This window comes from Leclercia barmai (genome assembly GCF_049312895.1).
Lineage (GTDB): Bacteria > Pseudomonadota > Gammaproteobacteria > Enterobacterales > Enterobacteriaceae > Enterobacter > Enterobacter barmai.
The window spans coordinates 139058-156435 of record NZ_JBMNWZ010000007.1; the positions used below are offsets into that span (position 1 = coordinate 139058).

Genomic DNA, 17378 nt, shown 5'->3' on the forward strand with positions numbered 1-17378 from the left:
ATCAGCTTACACAATCTCACCCCTTAATAACTTAAGCGGCAAGCCTGGTGATTTATTCTGTTGCCAAACAAGCTGGAGTACTGAGATAATTTTTAGTCTGACTCTCGCTCTATCGCATATGAGGTTTCAGTTCATGTCCTGTTACGCCAGGTATCGGCGAAGCGGGTTTACCATTAACGAATAGTCTTAGTAGTACCGAAAAAATGGCAGAGAAACGCAATATCTTTCTGGTTGGGCCTATGGGTGCCGGCAAAAGCACTATTGGGCGCCAGTTAGCTCAACAACTCAATATGGAATTTTACGATTCTGATCAAGAGATTGAGAAACGAACCGGAGCTGATGTGGGCTGGGTCTTCGACGTAGAAGGCGAAGAGGGTTTCCGTGACCGTGAAGAAAAAGTCATCAATGAACTTACGGAAAAGCAGGGCATTGTGCTGGCTACCGGCGGCGGCTCTGTAAAATCTCGCGAAACTCGCAACCGTCTCTCCGCCCGCGGTGTCGTGGTCTATCTCGAAACGACCATCGAAAAACAACTGGCGCGTACGCAGCGTGATAAAAAACGCCCGTTGCTACAGGTTGAGACGCCTCCACGCGAAGTTCTGGAAGCACTGGCTGGTGAACGCAATCCGCTGTACGAAGAGATTGCTGACGTCACCATTCGCACAGACGACCAGAGCGCAAAAGTGGTCGCAAACCAGATTATTCATATGCTGGAAAGCAACTGATTCTGGCTTTATATACACTCGCCTGCGGGTAAAAGCATTTAAGGTGGATGTCGCGTTATGGAGAGGATTACAGTCACTCTCGGTGAACGGAGTTACCCTATCACTATCGCGGCTGGTTTGTTTAACGACCCAGCTTCCTTCTTACCACTGAAAGCGGGTGATCAGGCAATGCTGGTCACCAATGAGACTCTGGCTCCGCTTTATCTCGACCGCGTACGTCAGATGCTCGAACAGGCTGGCGTGAAGGTCGACAGTGTGATTCTGCCTGATGGCGAGCAGTATAAAAGCCTGACGGTACTCGATACCGTCTTCACCGCATTACTGCAAAAACCGCACGGTCGCGACACTACACTGCTGGCTTTAGGCGGCGGTGTCGTTGGCGATCTGACGGGGTTTGCTGCGGCAAGCTATCAGCGCGGTGTCCGTTTTATTCAAATTCCTACCACGCTGTTGTCGCAGGTCGACTCTTCCGTTGGTGGCAAAACCGCCGTTAACCATCCGCTTGGCAAAAACATGATTGGCGCGTTCTACCAGCCCGCTTCGGTGGTGGTGGATCTCGACTGTCTGCAAACGCTGCCTCAGCGCGAGCTGGCCTCTGGCCTGGCGGAAGTGATCAAGTACGGCATTATTCTGGACGGCGAGTTCTTTAGCTGGCTTGAAGAGAATATGGACGCCCTGTTGCGCCTGGATGGTCAGGCGATGGCGTACTGTATTCGCCGTTGTTGTGAGCTGAAAGCAGAAGTGGTTGCCGCAGACGAGCGCGAAACAGGCTTACGTGCTTTACTGAATCTGGGGCACACCTACGGTCATGCTATCGAAGCCGAAATGGGCTACGGTAACTGGCTGCATGGCGAGGCCGTGGCGGCGGGAATGGTAATGGCCGCACGCACCTCGGAGCGTCTGGGTCAGTTCAGCAAGGCGGATACACAACGCATTATCACGCTGCTTGAGCGCGCCGGTTTGCCGGTGACGGGGCCGCGAGAAATGTCAGCGCAGGCCTACTTGCCGCACATGATGCGTGATAAAAAAGTATTAGCAGGCGAGATGCGTCTGGTACTCCCGCTTGCCATCGGAAAGAGTGAAGTTCGTGGCGGTGTGCCGCACGATGTCGTTCTTGGCGCTATTGCTGATTGCCAGCAAGCGTAACTATTAGAAAGGTCCGGCTGCGGTCACACGTAGCCAGTTTGCTTCAGGTGATGTGCAAAGTTGTAGGCATAAGCCTTTTAGTGGGGTGTTAAATGGATGAATTCAAACCAGAAGACGAGCTGAAACCCGATCCCAGCGATCGTCGTACTGGTCGTACTCGCCAGTCTTCAGAACGTGATAACGATCCGCAAATTAACTTTGATGAGGTCGATCTGGACAATGACGATCCTCGTCCTTCGCGTGGCCGCGCCGCCCGCGACGAGCGTGAAGAAGAGGATTATGAGTCCGAAGAAGATTCAATGGACGAAGAGCCCGTAGAGCGTCGCCCGCGTAAGCGTAAAGCCGCTCCGGCGAAGCCCGCTTCCCGCCAGTACATTATGATGGGTCTGGGCGTGCTGGTCCTGCTGCTGCTGATTATCGGCGTCGGCTCGGCACTCAAAGCCCCGTCAACCACGCCTGCTGAACAAACCGCGTCCGGCGAGAAGAGCATCGATCTCTCCGGCAGTGCTGCCGATCAGGCGAATGGCACCCAGCCTGCGCCAGGCACCACTTCTGCAGAGAATACTGCCGGGAATAACCAGCAGGAGATCTCTCTGCCGCCGGTTGCCTCCACGCCAACTCAGGGCCAGTCTCCGGCGACCCCGGAAGGACAGCAGCGTGTTGAAGTGCAGGGCGATCTGAATAATGCCCTGACGCAGCCGCAGAGCCAGCAGCAGGTCAACAACGTGGTGGTTAACTCCACGCTGCCGACCGAGCCTGCGACCGTCGCGCCGATTCGTGGCGCATCAGGGCAGCAGCAGACGGCGGCCACAGAATCTGCACCTCGTCAGACTAAGCCTGCTCAGCATCAGGAACGTAAGCAGACGGTCATCGAGCCGAAGCGTGAAGTGAAGCCACAGCCTGTTGCCAAAGCCGAAGCGCCGAAAGCCGCCGCGCAGCCGAAGCACACTGAAACGGCAACCAGCGCCCCGGCCAAAGCGCCAGCGGCAACCGTGACGGCACCGAAAGCGACGGCTACGCCAGCGCCGACGGCAACCGCCTCGACGCCAGCTGCAACCGCGCCTGCGGCTTCTGCCAGCACCGGTAAATCTACAGGGAATGTGAGTTCACTGAAGTCTGCGCCGTCAAGCAACTACACGTTGCAGCTGAGCAGCTCTTCCAGCTATGACAACCTCAACGGCTGGGCGAAAAAATCAAACCTGAAAAACTTCGTTGTTTACGAGACCACCCGTAACGGTCAGCCATGGTATGTGCTGGTGAGCGGTGTGTACTCTTCTAAAGATGAAGCAAAACGCGCGGTTGCCACGCTGCCAGCCGACGTTCAGGCGAAAAATCCGTGGGCGAAGCCGATCCGTCAGGTTCAGTCCGATTTGAAGTAATCTGTGAAGCGCAGGATGCTGTCGGAGCTTTCTCCACAGCCGGAGAAGGTGTAATCAGTTAGTCAGCATGAAAAAAAATCGCGCTTTTCTGAAATGGGCAGGGGGGAAATACCCCCTGCTCGATGATATTCAAAAACACCTGCCAGACGGCGAGTGTCTTGTCGAACCCTTTGTTGGCGCGGGCTCGGTATTTCTCAATACCCACTACTCCCGCTATATCCTTGCGGATATCAACAGCGATCTGATCAGCCTCTATACCATCGTAAAAGAGCGTACCGATGAGTACGTCGATGAGGCGCGCAAGCTGTTTACGCCAGAGAACAACAACCCGGACGTTTACTATCAGCATCGCGCTGAGTTTAATCAGAGCCAGGACAAGTTCCGCCGTGCGCTGTTGTTCCTCTATCTTAACCGCCATGGCTACAACGGCCTGTGCCGGTACAACCTGCGTGGTGAATTCAACGTGCCCTTTGGTCGCTACAAGCGCCCGTACTTCCCGCAGGCCGAGCTGTATCACTTTGCTGAAAAAGCGCAGAATGCGGAGTTCCATTGCCTCTCGTATGAAGAGTGTATGGATAAAGCTGACGCCAACTCGGTGGTCTACTGCGATCCGCCATACGCTCCACTGTCGGCAACGGCGAACTTCACCGCGTATCATACCAACAGCTTCAGTCCCGCCGAGCAGGCGCGTCTGGCGGAGATGGCGGAAAAACTGGTCAGCAAAAGTATCCCGGTGTTAATTTCGAATCACGACACGCCCGATACGCGCGAATGGTACAAGGCCGCTGAGCATTTTCAGGTCAAGGTCCGGCGCAGCATCAGCAGCAACGGCGGTACACGTAAAAAGGTGGACGAACTGCTGGCTCTCTATCTGCCCTGAGCCGTTTCGCCCGCCGTTAAACAAAGTTCAAGGAGATGCGGATGAAACAGTATTTGATTGCACCCTCAATTCTTTCGGCTGATTTTGCCCGGCTGGGCGAAGACACCGCGAAAGCCCTGGCTGCCGGTGCGGATGTCGTTCATTTCGACGTTATGGATAACCACTACGTGCCTAACCTGACCATCGGCCCGATGGTCCTGAAGGCGCTGCGCAACTATGGCGTCACCGCACCCATTGATGTGCATCTGATGGTGAAGCCGGTTGATCGCATCGTGCCGGATTTTGCCGCCGCGGGCGCCAGCATCATCACCTTCCATCCTGAAGCCTCCGAACACGTTGACCGCACGCTGCAGCTGATCAAAGAGCATGGCTGTAAGGCGGGCCTGGTCTTTAACCCGGCCACGCCGCTGAGCTACCTTGATTACGTGATGGACAAGCTGGACGTGATCCTGCTGATGTCCGTGAACCCGGGCTTTGGCGGGCAGTCCTTCATTCCACAAACGCTGGATAAGCTGCGTGAAGTGCGCCGCCGTATCGACGAGTCTGGCTTTGATATCCGCCTCGAAGTGGACGGTGGCGTGAAGGTCAACAACATCGGCGAAATCGCTGCGGCGGGCGCGGATATGTTTGTCGCGGGTTCGGCTATTTTCGATCAGCCGGACTACAAAAAAGTCATTGATGAAATGCGCAGTGAACTGGCGAAGGTAAGTCATGGATAATTTGCAGGCAATTCGGGGCGTTGCATTTGACCTCGACGGTACGCTGGTGGACAGCGCGCCGGGTTTAACGGCGGCAGTCGATCAGGCGCTGTATGCGCTGGAACTGCCGGTCGCGGGCGAAGAGCGCGTGGTAACGTGGATCGGTAACGGGGCGGACGTGCTGATGGAACGCGCGCTGACCTGGGCGCGTCAGGAACGGGCGATCCAACGTGCGGCGCAGGGCAAGCCGGGTGTCGATCATGCGGATATCCCGCAGGAAGAGCAGGTTCGTGTCCTGCGTAAGCTGTTTAACCGTTTTTATGAAGAGACGGTGGAAGAGGGCAGCTTCCTGTTCCCGGATGTGGCCGGTACGCTGGGCGCGCTGCATGCTAAGGGTATGCCGCTGGCGCTGGTGACCAATAAGCCGACAGCGTTCGTCGCGCCGTTGCTGGAAGCGCTGGATATCGCCCACTATTTCTCGGTGATTGTCGGTGGCGATGACGTGCAGAACAAGAAGCCGCATCCCGAACCGCTACTGCTGGTGGCAGGAAAATTATCTTTATCGCCTGAAGCACTGCTCTTTGTAGGTGATTCGCGCAATGATATTCTGGCTGCCAGGGCCGCAGGCTGCCCGTCCGTTGGCCTCACCTATGGTTATAACTACGGTGAATCCATTACGCTGAGTGAGCCGGATTTTGTCTTCGACCACTTCAAAGATTTACTGCCCGTTCTCGGGCTTTCGCACAGTGAAAATCAGGAATTGAAAAATGACTAAGCCCATCGTATTTAGTGGCGCACAGCCCTCAGGTGAACTGACCATTGGCAACTATATGGGTGCGCTGCGTCAGTGGGTGAACATGCAGGATGAGTATCACTGTATCTACTGCATCGTTGACCAGCACGCCATTACCGTGCGCCAGGATCCGCAGCAGTTGCGTAAAGCGACGCTCGACACCCTTGCGCTCTATCTGGCCTGCGGTATCGATCCTGAGAAAAGCACCATTTTCGTTCAGTCCCATGTGCCGGAACACGCGCAGCTGGGCTGGGCCCTGAACTGCTACACCTATTTCGGCGAACTGAGCCGTATGACCCAGTTCAAGGATAAATCTTCCCGTTACGCCGAAAACATCAACGCCGGTCTGTTCGACTATCCGGTGCTGATGGCCGCTGACATCCTGCTGTACCAGACCAACCAGGTTCCGGTGGGTGAAGACCAGAAGCAGCACCTGGAGCTGAGCCGCGATGTCGCCCAGCGCTTCAATGCGATCTACGGCGACATCTTCAAGGTGCCAGAGCCGTTTATTCCGAAGTCCGGCGCTCGCGTGATGTCCCTGCTGGAGCCAACCAAGAAGATGTCCAAGTCAGACGATAACCGCAACAACGTTATCGGCCTGCTGGAAGATCCGAAAGCGGTGGTTAAGAAGCTCAAACGTGCGGTTACCGACTCGGACGAGCCGCCTGTGGTGCGTTACGACGTGCAGAACAAAGCGGGCGTCTCTAACCTGCTGGATATTCTCTCCGCCGTGACGGGGCGCAGCATTCCTGAGCTGGAGCAGCACTTCGAAGGCAAAATGTATGGTCATCTGAAAGGCGAAGTGGCTGACGCGGTTTCCGGCATGTTGACCGAACTGCAGGCGCGTTATCACCAGTTCCGTAATGACGAAGCCTTCCTGCAGAAAGTGATGAAAGAGGGTGCCGAGAAGGCCAGCGCACGCGCCTCTGAAACGCTGAAAGCGGTGTACGAAGCGATTGGGTTTGTGGCGAAACCTTAAGCTTGTTTGCCGGGTGGCGGCTTCGCCTTACCCGGCCTACGGGGCAATGTAGGCCGGGTAAGTGTAGCGCCACCCGGCGAAAAAAAACCGGGAATTTCCCGGTTTTTTTATGCCTGAAAAACGCTTACTGACTCGCTGCCGGGCCACAGCCGCCGATGATTTTGGAGATAGAGATCGCCGGGTGCAGCAGGTAATCGTAGCTGCAGTTATTTTTGGTGTTTTCAACACGGCCGGTACATGCCGTAAGAGTCGTTAAGATGCCTGCAACCAGGGCAATCTTTGCCAGTTTGAACATAACGCTTCCTTGTCTGTAACATGAGGGAATATATGAAAATATGCTTTCGCGGAAGGTATGTTATCGACACGGGTAAGAGAGGAGTAGTCCATAACAGGACTACTCATTGAGCGGGGAATATGTTCAGTCTGGCTCAGTGATTGGAGAACCAGTTTAGTCTGTCACGCAACGCCACCACGCGGCCTACCACGATCAGCGCCGGGCTTTCAACCTGTTGGGCAAGCTCGCCCAACTGAGTTAACACGCCGCTGACCACACGCTGTTTGATCGACGTGCCGTTCTCCACCAGCGCAACCGGCATTTCTGCATCCATGCCGTGTTCAAGCAGTTTCGCCTGAATGGTCGCCGCCTGGTTCAGCCCCATATAGAACACCAGGGTCTGTTTTTCCGCGGCCAGATTATGCCAGTCCAGTTCGCTGCCGGTTTTCAGGTGGCCGGTAACCAGACGCACGCTTTGGGCGTAATCACGGTGGGTCAGTGGGATACCGGAATAGGCCGAGCAGCCTGAGGCGGCGGTAATGCCCGGCACCACCGAGAACGGAATGCCTGCGGCACACAGCGTCTCCAGCTCTTCGCCGCCGCGCCCGAAGATAAAGGGATCGCCGCCTTTCAGACGCACCACGCGTTTCCCCTTTTGCGCTTCACGCAGCAGGATCTGGTTAATCTCTTCCTGCGGTACGCAGTGATATCCGGCGCGCTTGCCGACAAACACCCGGTCGGCATCCCGGCGCACCAGGTTCATGATGTCATCAGAGACCAGACGGTCATAAACCACGATATCCGCCTGCTGGATCTGCTGCAGACCTTTCAGGGTTAACAGGCCGGCATCGCCCGGACCGGCCCCCACCAGCACCACCTCGCCACGGTGATCGAGCGGTGCACTCAGCAGCTGCTCGGTGGTGTCATCCACGGCTTTGCGATCCTGGTTAGCCAGCGACTGTGCCAGCCGGTCGTTGACAAAGAATTTTTCCCAGAAGCGGCGGCGTTCGCCGACGGTGGCGTACTGCTTTTTCACCCGGGCGCGCAACTGCCCCGCATAGTGGGCAACCTGGCCTAAGTGCTGCGGCAGAATGGCTTCGAGCTTTTCGCGCAGCAGGCGCGCCAGCACCGGCGAGGTACCGCCGGAGGAGACGGCGACCATCAGCGGTGAGCGGTCGATAATCGACGGCATGATGAAACTCGCCTCTTTCGGCGCATCCACCACGTTGCAGAAGATCCGCCGGGTTTCGCAGGCGTCGCTGACGCGCTGGTTAACCGCATCGTCGTCGGTAGCGGCGATGGTCAGCCAGCAGGTATCAAGCAGAGATTCGTTGAACTCACCCTCAACCAGGGTGAGCATCCCTTCCTGCGCCCACACGGTAAACTGCGGGGCGAAGTCGAGGGCGTTTACGGTGAGTCGGGCCCCTGCCTCTAACAGCAGGCGGGCTTTACGTTCAGCCACATCGCCACCGCCCACGAGCAGGCAGTCACGATTGCGTAATTGACAGAATATTGGCAGGTGATCCACGACATTACCTCTTACTGGTTGGCTTTCGCCTGAACGGTTGCGATGGTGGCAGGAGTCGGACGCTCCGCTTTAGGGGTAGCATACCAGTAACCCCAACCCATAAATACAACCCCAGAAAGGGTATTGCCAAGCGTTACCCACAACAGGTTATGACCGATGCCTGACAGGGTATAGGCTTCGCTGTGGTGACCAAACCAGGAGAGGGCAAACAGCGTCATGTTGGCAACGGAGTGTTCGTAACCGGAGGCGATAAAGGCCAGCAGGCACCACCAGATCGCGATGAACTTCGCGGCACCTTCAGTACGGATTGCCATCCAGATCGCAAGACACACCAGCCAGTTACAGAGCGCGCCTTTAAAGAACAGGACCATCGCCGGGGCGGTGGTTTTCGCCAGAGCGACGGTGTGAACGAGGCTGGTATCCACCGGCAGCAGGCTACCGCCACCCCAGCTGTAAAGCAGCGCGACAAACACGGAGCCCACCAGGTTACCGAGCCAGGTCTGCGGCAGAATGCCCCACATCTGGCCCTGGGTGATGGTGCCGGCTTTCACGCCCAGCGTCAGGAACATGGTGTGACCGGTGAAAAGCTCAGAACCTGCGATGATGACCAGGGTCAGCGCGATCCCGAAGGTAGCGCCCATCACCAGCGGACGAACAGACGGGTCGACGAGATTACCGAGGGTGAAAATTAAAATGATCCCCAGGCCCACATAGGCACCGGCCATCGCGGAACTGATCCAGAATCCGAGAGGACTATTTTTGCTGAGGCGTGCGATGCGCGCAGCGTTAGCCGCACACTTATTAATAGTGTCTGTAAACATTTGATTATCCATTACACTTTATCCTTCGCGCTGCCTCTTTGTTGGCTGCCTTCACTCACCCCAGTCACATAGTGAACTATGCTCCTGGGGATTCGTTCAGTTGCCGCCGCGATGCAGCACAAATGATTTCGTGTAAAAAGTTGAAAAGCTCCCGAACGGGAGAACATTTAAAAGCGGGGGCATTGCGCCCCCGTATCAATCAGCCTCTCAGCTGCACCTTGCCGTCTTTGACGCGGACGTCATAGTGCTTCACGGAGTGGCTCTCATCTTCCATGCAGTGGCCGTCGCTCAGGCGGAAACGCTGCTTTTTCAGCGGGCTGGCAACCCACAGCTCGCCCTGATGTTCCGCGATGATCCCGCGGGAAAGTACGCTGGCCTCAAAGAACGGGTCGATATTGCTGATGGCAAAAACCTGTTCGTCGTGACGCGGACGGAAAATGGCAACCTGCTCATGACCCAACAGCGCACACACGCCGGTGGCTGGCAGGATCTCGTCGATTTTGCAGATGTTTACCCACTGGCTCATGCGTTTTCCTCCACCAGAGTCACCGGAATGCGTTCATACGGCGTCGCCGGACGATGCTGTTCGCGCTCAGCTACTACCTGCACGCTCGGGTCGCGCTGGTTGCTGTTGATAAAGTGTTTGAAGCGAACCTGCGCCGACGGGGTGTTGACGGTTTCGGTCCATTCGCAAATCACGGCATCGCGCAGGCGAGCCATCTCTTCTTCCAGCGTCGCGTTCAGGCCCAGCTTGTCGTCGATGATAACGGACTTCAGGTAGTCAATGCCGCCTTCCAGGTTATCCAGCCACGGCGCGGTACGGGTCAGTTTGTCCGCGGTACGGATGTAGAACATCATGAAGCGGTCGAGGTACTTAATCAGCGTTTCACGGTCGATATCCGCCGCCAGCAGATCCGCGTGACGCGGTTTCATCCCGCCGTTACCACAGACATACAGGTTCCAGCCTTTCTCGGTGGCGATGATCCCCACGTCTTTACCCTGCGCTTCAGCACATTCACGGGTACAGCCAGAGACGCCGAACTTCATTTTGTGCGGGGTGCGGATGCCTTTGTAGCGGTTTTCCAGCTCGACGCCGAAGCCGACGCTGTCGCCCACGCCGTAGCGGCACCAGGTGCTGCCCACGCAGGTTTTCGCCATACGCAGCGCTTTGGCATAGGCGTGACCGGTTTCGAAGCCCGCTTCAATCAGCTGACGCCAGATTTCCGGCAGGTCGTCTTTCTGCGCACCAAACAGGCCGATACGCTGGGAACCGGTGATTTTGGTGTAGAGGTTAAACTCGCGTGCGATGCGACCGACAGCCACCAGCCCTTCCGGGGTGATTTCACCGCCGGCAGAACGTGGAATGACGGAGTAGGTACCGTCTTTCTGGATGTTCGCCAGGAAGTTGTCGTTGGTGTCCTGCAGCGGGGTGTGCTGCGGCTTGAGCACGTACTCATTCCAGCACGAGGCCAGCAGAGAACCGACGGTCGGTTTACAGACTTCACAGCCATAGCCCTGGCCGTGTTTTTGCAGCAGCTCGTCGAAAGATTTGATGCCTTCAACGCGGATCAGGTGGTACAGCTCCTGGCGAGAGTAAGCGAAGTGCTCGCACAGGTTGTTGTTGACTTCGATGCCCTGTTTCGCCAGCTCGGCGTTCAGCACCTGGGTCACCAGCGGGATACAGCCGCCGCAGCCGGTACCGGCTTTGGTTTCAGCTTTCAGCGCCGCAACGGTGTGGCAGCCTTTGTTGATGGCGGCAACCAGCATGCCTTTAGTGACGTCGAAGCAGGAGCAAATCTGCGCGCTGTCCGGCAGCTTATCAACCCCAATAGACGGCTTACCGCTGGCCGCGTGGGCAGGCAGGATCAGCGCGTCCGGGTTCTCCGGCAGCTCAATGGCGTTCAGCACCAGCTGCAGCAGGTTGCCGAAATCGCTGGTATCACCCACCAGCACCGCGCCGAGCAGGGTTTTGTTATCCGGGCTGACGATAAGACGTTTATAAACTTCTTTGCTTTCGTCGAGGTAGACGTAGCTGCGGGAGTTCGGCGTGCGACCGTGCGCATCGCCGATACCGCCTACGTCCACGCCCAGCAGCTTCAACTTGGCGCTCATGTCCGCGCCGGTGAAGGCGTTTTCATTGCCGAGGATATGGTCGGCAGTCACCTGCGCCATCTTGTAGCCCGGGGCAACCAGACCGTAGACGTGATTTTCCCAGCTGGCGCATTCACCGATGGCGTAGATATCCGGATCGGAGGTCTGGCAGGTGGAGTTGATCATGATCCCGCCGCGCTGGGCAACGGCCAGACCGCACTGGGTGGCCAGCTTGTCGCGCGGGCGAATACCGGTGGAGAAGACGATAAAGTCGACTTCCAGCTCGCTGCCGTCGGCGAAGCGCATGGTTTTACGCGCCTCGGTGCCTTCCTGCACGATCTCTTTGGTATTTTTGCTGGTGTGAACTTTCACACCCATGCTTTCAATTTTGCGTTTCAGCTGCTCGCCACCCATGTGGTCGAGCTGCTCTGCCATCAGCATCGGGGCAAATTCGATGACGTGGGTTTCAACACCTAAGTTTTTTAGCGCGCCAGCGGCTTCGAGGCCGAGCAGGCCGCCGCCGACAACCGCGCCGCGTTTGCTGCGACGGGCGCAGGATTCAATGGCATTCAGATCTTCAATGGTGCGATAGACGAAGCAATCCTGAGTTTCAGACCCTTTAATCGGCGGAATCCACGGGTATGAGCCAGTCGCCATGATCAGCTTGTCGTAAAAAACCGTGCGTCCCGCACTGGAATGAATCACTTTTTCCTGACGGTTGATGGTGATAGCGCGCTCGCCCACCAGAACCTTCACGCCATGTTTCTCGTAAAAACCTTCGCGCACTAAAGAGAGCTCTTCGGCGGTGTGGTGAGAGAAATAGGAGGAGAGGTGCACGCGGTCGTACGCCTTACGGGGTTCTTCACAGAACACGGTAATGTCGAACCGGTTGGCATCGGCTTTATCAAGGAGATCCTCAATAAAGCGGTGGCCGACCATGCCGTTACCGATGATAGCGAGTCTGACTTTGCTCATTTTTGCCTCGATTTCTTTTCTATTACTGCCTACCTTAACGATTCAGCAAAGCCGCTTATTGATGCAAATCAAATACGCCTTCAACTACTCCTTAGTGGGTAGTTTGTTGATTTGTCAGGTTTTTTCTAAGTAGTGGAAATCTCAGGCTTTTCGTAATAGATGGTTTTGTGTACAAAATAGGAGGCTAATTTTTAATTTCAGCTACTCCTGAATTTCAGCCCTCATTTTAGGGAGAACATGATGTCTACAGCACCGCTTTGGCTTATCCAGAACGTCCGTTTACCGGGACGGGATGGCTTATGGCAACTGGCTATTGAGAACGGTCGTTTTGGCGAAATCACCCCAACGGGCGAGAAGCAGAGCGAGAGCTATGAGGTGTTAAACGCTCGCGGCGGGCTGGCCATTCCGCCTTTTATCGAGCCGCATATCCACCTGGATACCACCCAGACCGCGGGTGAGCCGAACTGGAACCAGTCCGGGACGCTGTTTGAGGGCATCGAAAGATGGGCGGAGCGCAAGGCGCTGCTCAGCCACGAGGATGTTAAAGCCCGGGCCTGGAAGACCCTGAAGTGGCAGATCGCCAACGGCATCCAGTTTGTGCGCACCCATGTGGATGTCTCGGATCCGACCCTCACCGCCCTGAAGGCGATGCTGGAGGTGAAGCAGGAGGTCGCGCCATGGGTCGACCTGCAAATCGTCGCGTTCCCGCAGGAGGGGATCCTCTCCTATCCCAACGGCGCCGCACTGCTGGAAGAGGCGTTACGGCTGGGGGCTGACGTGGTAGGCGCTATCCCGCACTTTGAGTTCACCCGGGAATATGGCGTGCAGTCGCTGCATATCGCCTTTGAACTGGCGAAGAAGTACGACCGTCCGCTGGATATTCACTGCGATGAGATCGACGACGAGCAGTCGCGGTTTGTCGAAACGGTGGCCGCGCTGGCGTATGAGGCGGGGATCGGCCCGCGCGTTACCGCCAGCCATACCACCGCGATGCACTCCTATAACGGGGCTTATACCTCGCGGCTGTTTCGTCTGCTGAAGCTCTCCGGGATTAACTTTGTCGCCAATCCGCTGGTGAATATCCATCTGCAGGGGCGCTTTGACGACTATCCGAAGCGGCGCGGCATTACCCGGGTGAAGGAGTTGCTGGAGGCGGGGATTAACGTCTGCTTCGGCCATGACGACGTGTTTGACCCCTGGTATCCGCTGGGTACCGGCAATATGCTGCAGGTTCTGCACATGGGGCTGCACGTCTGTCAGATGATGGGCTATCAGCAAATCGATAGCGGACTCAACCTCATCACCCACAACAGCGCGCGCACGTTTGGGCTGAGCGATTACGGTATCGAAACGGGGAACCCGGCAAACTTAATTATCTTGCCAGCGGAAAGCGGCTTTGAAGCGGTGCGTTGTCAGGTGCCGGTGCGCTGGTCGATTCGTCAGGGCAGGGTGATTGCGACGACCCAGCTGGCGCAGACCTGGGTACAGACGGACAGCGGCGGAGAAGAAGTGTTCTTTACCAAAAACAGCCCCTTTACCGAGCGCAAAGGGGCTTAAGGGTTAGTGTGCCGCTGCTGCCGCGTTGTGCTGGCGGTGGCGGGTCACAAAGCCCAGCACCAGACACATCACAAACACCACAGCATAGAGGCCGTTCGCGGTGTGTAACGCCGCCAGCGGGCCGCTGTGGGCAACAATCGGGCCGGTAACCACGAAGGTCAGCATGGTGCCGATGGTGCCGCAGGTCAGCACGAAGTTAACCAGCTTAGGCGAAGCTACTTTGGTCTGCAGGGAGCCCAGGGTGATGATCGAGGTGTAAATGGCGCTGGAGAAGAAGCCGAGCGTCAGAATGAACCACGGCATCTGCTCCGGGGAACCGTTGATGAACAGGTACATCAGCACGGTGGCGGCGCCTGCCAGCACGGTGAGGATGCGCTGCAGATCGAAGAAGCGCAGGATAAAGCTGAACGCCCACATGCCGAACATGTACGACATCCAGAAGTCACTGACCAGCTTGCCGGCATCGTTCAGGCTCATCCCCAGACCTTTGGCGTACTCCGGCACCCAGGAGATAAAGCCCAGCTGGCCCAGGATGTAGCACAGGGCGGCAACGGAGAGGAACAGGACGCCAATACCCCATTTTTCTTTCACAACCGGCTCGCTGGTGGTCTGCGCTTTTTTGCCCAGAACCGGGAAGTCACAGCCGAAGGTCAGAATAAAGATCGCCACGTAGACCACACCGATGCAGGCATAGACCCAGTACCACTCGATGCTGCGGGCCAGCAGCGCGGCGGCCACCATCGGGAAGATCATCCCGGCCATGCTGAAGAAGGAGTCGGTGAACAGCAGACGTGCGCCGCGCTGGCGACCTTCATACATGTGGGTGATGAGGAATGTCCCGATGGACATGGTGATCCCGCTGACCAGACCCAGCACAAACATGGCGGCGGAGAACAGGGCGATGCTGTGGCTGAGCATCAGACCCGCCACGGCAAGCACCATCAGCACAAAGCCAAAACGCAGCTGGGTTTTCAGCGGGACGATTTCCATCAGCCAGGCATTGAGGAAAATGGAGATCAGGATCCCGGCGTTAAGGAAGGTGAAGGTATTACTCATGCTGGAAACGGGCAGGTTGAAATAGTCTGCGATATTTCCCATCACCATCCCGGTGACAATTACCAACGCACCGGTGAGGGCGTAGGAGAAGAAGCTGATCCATGTGAGCTTGATACGATTGCTGTTAGTCATGACTGGCCTGTGAATAGAGATGTAAAGCGCGTTGACTGCGCTGCGGGCGGCCAGATTTTAATCGTGAATGTGATCTAATTAAATCTTTTAAGATAAATTATTCATCAATTGCATAGAAAAGAGTGATATTAGTCACGTTAACGTCGCTGGCCTGAGTTTGCCCGGCGGTTACATCTGTTTCAAATTGGTAAAATTAGGTAAATGGCTGGCCTAGGTTCATACTGCTCTTTAGAATCAAGCCATTCGCTTTCTTTACTGCGCTTTGTTAAGGAATTCTCATGCTCAAATCAACCCTGGCGGCTGTCGCGGCTGTACTTGCTCTCTCAGCCCTCTCTCCTGCTGCGCTGGCAGCGAAAGGAGACCCGCACGTTCTGTTGACCACCTCTGCCGGCAACATTGAGCTGGAACTGAACAGTCAGAAAGCCCCAATTTCTGTGAAAAACTTCCTCGATTACGTGAACAGCGGTTTCTATAACGGCACCACTTTCCACCGTGTGATCCCAGGCTTTATGCTGCAGGGCGGCGGCTTCAACGAGCAGATGCAGCAGAAGCAGCCGAACCCGCCAATCAAGAACGAAGCGGATAACGGCCTGCGCAACAGCCGCGGTACCATCTCAATGGCGCGTACCGCCGATAAAGACAGCGCCACCAGCCAGTTCTTCCTCAACGTGGCGGACAACGCCTTCCTCGACCACGGCCAGCGTGATTTTGGCTACGCGGTATTTGGTAAAGTTGTGAAAGGCATGGATGTGGCCGATAAAATTTCTCAGGTGCAGACGCACGACGTCGGCCCTTACCAGAATGTGCCGACAAAACCGGTAGTTATCCTCTCTGCGAAAGTCCTGCCTTAATCTCTGATGGCGCGGGCAGTCTTTGCCCGCGTTGCCTTTACCTCCCTGCGAAACCGCAGTTTGCTGCTTATACTTGTGGCAACACGGGCACAAGCAGGGAGGTAACAGGTGAAAAAACTCACTGAGAAACAAAAATCCCGTCTCTGGGAACAACAGCGAAACGCGAATTTTCAGGCCAGTCGCCGTCTTGAAGGGGTCGACAGTCCGCTAGTCACGCTCAGCGCCGACGAGGCACAGTTGCGTCTTGAGGAACTCAGGAGGCACTATGAGCGATAAATACGGCAACGATCGCGATCCCTATCTCTATCCCGGACTGAATGTGATGCGTAACCGGCTGGGCATCCGCCAGGCGGAGCGTCTTGCGCAGGCGGCGTATGAACTCACTGCCCTGCGCGCGGCTACCCTCGGCCTGGGGCCGCTGCTGCGCGGACTGCCGCATCTGTGCGCCATTCATCAGCATATCTATCAGGATATCTTCGACTGGGCAGGTGATATTCGTGAAATGGATATCTACCAGGGCGATACCCGCTTCTGCCACTTCGCCTATATCGAAAAAGAGGGCAACGCCCTGATGCAGGATCTGGAAGAGGAGGGGTATCTCGTCGGGCTTGAGAAAGCGGACTTCATTAACCGTCTCAGCCACTACTATTGCGAAATCAACGTCCTGCACCCGTTCCGCATCGGCAACGGCATTGTTCAGCGCATCTTCTTTGAGCAGCTGGCGATCCATGCGGGCTATCAGCTCGACTGGCGCGATATCGATCCTGAGGCGTGGGCGCAGGCCAACCAGAGCGGGGCGATGGGGGATCTGAGCGCGTTGAACGCAATCTTCAGTAAAGTGGTAAGCGAAGCCCGGGAAACTGAGTAGAATAGGGCTGCCATTTTTTCGGGAGCCGCCATGATTCTGCTGATTGATAACTACGATTCCTTCACCTGGAACCTGTACCAGTATTTTTGCGAACTGGGGGCGGAGGTGGAGGTCCGGCGCAATGACGTGCTCTCTCTGGAGGATGTCGCGGCGCTCAATCCGCAGAAAATCGTGATCTCTCCCGGGCCCTGCACCCCGGATGAGTCCGGCATTTCGCTGGCGGTGATCCGCCACTATGCCGGTCAATTACCCATTCTGGGCGTTTGCCTCGGCCATCAGGCCATCGCCCAGGTCTTTGGCGCCACCATCGTGCGGGCCGCCAAAGTGATGCACGGCAAAACCTCCCTGGTAACGCACACCGGCACGGGAGTGTTCCTTGGCCTGAATAACCCGCTTACCGTCACCCGCTACCACTCCCTGGTCATCGATCCGCCTACCTTACCCGACTGCTTTGAGGTCACCGCCTGGAGCGAAACGCAGGAGATCATGGGTATCCGCCACCGGGAATGGGATCTGGAGGGGGTGCAGTTCCACCCGGAAAGCATTCTCAGCGAGCAGGGCCACCAGCTGCTGGCTAATTTCCTCAATCGTTGATTTTTAGTTGCCATGAAGTGATTTTTTAAGC

General features: G+C 56.4%; 18 protein-coding genes. 12 read left to right on the top strand and 6 right to left on the bottom strand.

The features are described 5' to 3' along the window. The first annotated feature begins 203 nt into the window (after positions 1–203). The 7 genes from aroK (at position 204) to trpS (ending at position 6600) form a co-directional block, all read left to right on the top strand. The gene (aroK, locus tag ACOYA6_RS20960; protein WP_010436374.1) at positions 204–725 is read left to right on the top strand and encodes a shikimate kinase AroK; all 522 of its coding nucleotides are present in this window, start codon (positions 204–206) and stop codon (positions 723–725) included. 57 nt (positions 726–782) lie between these two features. Continuing rightward, the gene (aroB, locus tag ACOYA6_RS20965; protein ID WP_422655325.1) at positions 783–1871 is read left to right on the top strand and encodes a 3-dehydroquinate synthase; all 1089 of its coding nucleotides are present in this window, start codon (positions 783–785) and stop codon (positions 1869–1871) included. A 92-nt stretch (positions 1872–1963) separates the two neighbouring features. Continuing rightward, on the top strand, positions 1964–3250 hold the full coding sequence (gene damX, locus ACOYA6_RS20970) for a cell division protein DamX (protein ID WP_422655326.1): 1287 nt from the start codon (positions 1964–1966) through the stop codon (positions 3248–3250). A 67-nt stretch (positions 3251–3317) separates the two neighbouring features. Next, positions 3318–4130, top strand: coding sequence for an adenine-specific DNA-methyltransferase (gene dam / locus ACOYA6_RS20975; protein ID WP_039031524.1), 813 nt, complete (start codon positions 3318–3320; stop codon positions 4128–4130). Positions 4131–4171: 41 nt separating this feature from the next. Then, positions 4172–4849 carry a ribulose-phosphate 3-epimerase gene (rpe, locus tag ACOYA6_RS20980; protein ID WP_039031525.1) on the top strand — a complete coding sequence of 226 codons (678 nt, stop codon included), beginning with the start codon at positions 4172–4174 and terminating at the stop codon, positions 4847–4849. After that, positions 4842–5603 carry a phosphoglycolate phosphatase gene (gene gph / locus ACOYA6_RS20985; protein ID WP_039031526.1) on the top strand — a complete coding sequence of 254 codons (762 nt, stop codon included), beginning with the start codon at positions 4842–4844 and terminating at the stop codon, positions 5601–5603. The genes rpe and gph overlap by 8 nt, the downstream gene beginning before the upstream one ends. Next, entirely contained in the window at positions 5596–6600 is a 1005-nt protein-coding gene (gene trpS, locus ACOYA6_RS20990; RefSeq protein WP_039031527.1) for a tryptophan--tRNA ligase, read from the top strand. The genes gph and trpS overlap by 8 nt, the downstream gene beginning before the upstream one ends. Before the next feature lie 124 nt (positions 6601–6724). On the opposite strand, the gene ACOYA6_RS20995 is transcribed toward trpS, so the two are convergent. The 5 genes from ACOYA6_RS20995 to nirB all read right to left on the bottom strand — a co-directional run bounded on the left by ACOYA6_RS20995 (position 6725) and on the right by nirB (position 12289). Further along, positions 6725–6895 carry a YhfL family protein gene (locus ACOYA6_RS20995; RefSeq protein WP_039031528.1) on the bottom strand — a complete coding sequence of 57 codons (171 nt, stop codon included), beginning with the start codon at positions 6893–6895 and terminating at the stop codon, positions 6725–6727. 133 nt (positions 6896–7028) lie between these two features. Next, the gene (gene cysG, locus ACOYA6_RS21000; RefSeq protein WP_422655327.1) at positions 7029–8402 is read right to left on the bottom strand and encodes a siroheme synthase CysG; all 1374 of its coding nucleotides are present in this window, start codon (positions 8400–8402) and stop codon (positions 7029–7031) included. Between the two features lie 11 nt (positions 8403–8413). Then, positions 8414–9223 carry a nitrite transporter NirC gene (nirC, locus tag ACOYA6_RS21005; protein ID WP_422655328.1) on the bottom strand — a complete coding sequence of 270 codons (810 nt, stop codon included), beginning with the start codon at positions 9221–9223 and terminating at the stop codon, positions 8414–8416. 199 nt (positions 9224–9422) lie between these two features. Further along, positions 9423–9749 carry a nitrite reductase small subunit NirD gene (gene nirD / locus ACOYA6_RS21010; RefSeq protein WP_039031530.1) on the bottom strand — a complete coding sequence of 109 codons (327 nt, stop codon included), beginning with the start codon at positions 9747–9749 and terminating at the stop codon, positions 9423–9425. Further along, positions 9746–12289, bottom strand: a complete 2544-nt coding sequence (gene nirB, locus ACOYA6_RS21015; protein WP_422655329.1) for a nitrite reductase large subunit NirB — start codon at positions 12287–12289, stop codon at positions 9746–9748. The genes nirD and nirB overlap by 4 nt, the downstream gene beginning before the upstream one ends. A gap of 240 nt (positions 12290–12529) precedes the next feature. Here nirB and ACOYA6_RS21020 point away from each other — a divergent pair, with 240 nt between their 5' ends. Continuing rightward, positions 12530–13846, top strand: a complete 1317-nt coding sequence (locus tag ACOYA6_RS21020) for a cytosine deaminase (RefSeq protein ID WP_422655330.1) — start codon at positions 12530–12532, stop codon at positions 13844–13846. A gap of 3 nt (positions 13847–13849) precedes the next feature. On the opposite strand, the gene tsgA is transcribed toward ACOYA6_RS21020, so the two are convergent. Further along, complete coding sequence (gene tsgA, locus ACOYA6_RS21025; protein ID WP_039031533.1) at positions 13850–15034, bottom strand: MFS transporter TsgA; 1185 nt, start codon at positions 15032–15034, stop codon at positions 13850–13852. 278 nt (positions 15035–15312) lie between these two features. Here tsgA and ppiA point away from each other — a divergent pair, with 278 nt between their 5' ends. The 4 genes from ppiA to pabA all read left to right on the top strand — a co-directional run bounded on the left by ppiA (position 15313) and on the right by pabA (position 17347). Then, complete coding sequence (ppiA, locus tag ACOYA6_RS21030) at positions 15313–15885, top strand: peptidylprolyl isomerase A (protein ID WP_039031534.1); 573 nt, start codon at positions 15313–15315, stop codon at positions 15883–15885. Between the two features lie 108 nt (positions 15886–15993). Then, positions 15994–16161 carry a YhfG family protein gene (locus ACOYA6_RS21035; protein WP_138370778.1) on the top strand — a complete coding sequence of 56 codons (168 nt, stop codon included), beginning with the start codon at positions 15994–15996 and terminating at the stop codon, positions 16159–16161. Further along, entirely contained in the window at positions 16151–16753 is a 603-nt protein-coding gene (locus tag ACOYA6_RS21040) for a putative adenosine monophosphate-protein transferase Fic (RefSeq protein ID WP_039031535.1), read from the top strand. The genes ACOYA6_RS21035 and ACOYA6_RS21040 overlap by 11 nt, the downstream gene beginning before the upstream one ends. A 30-nt stretch (positions 16754–16783) precedes the next feature. Further along, positions 16784–17347, top strand: coding sequence for an aminodeoxychorismate synthase component 2 (gene pabA, locus ACOYA6_RS21045; protein ID WP_422655331.1), 564 nt, complete (start codon positions 16784–16786; stop codon positions 17345–17347). Positions 17348–17378: the final 31 nt, after the last annotated feature.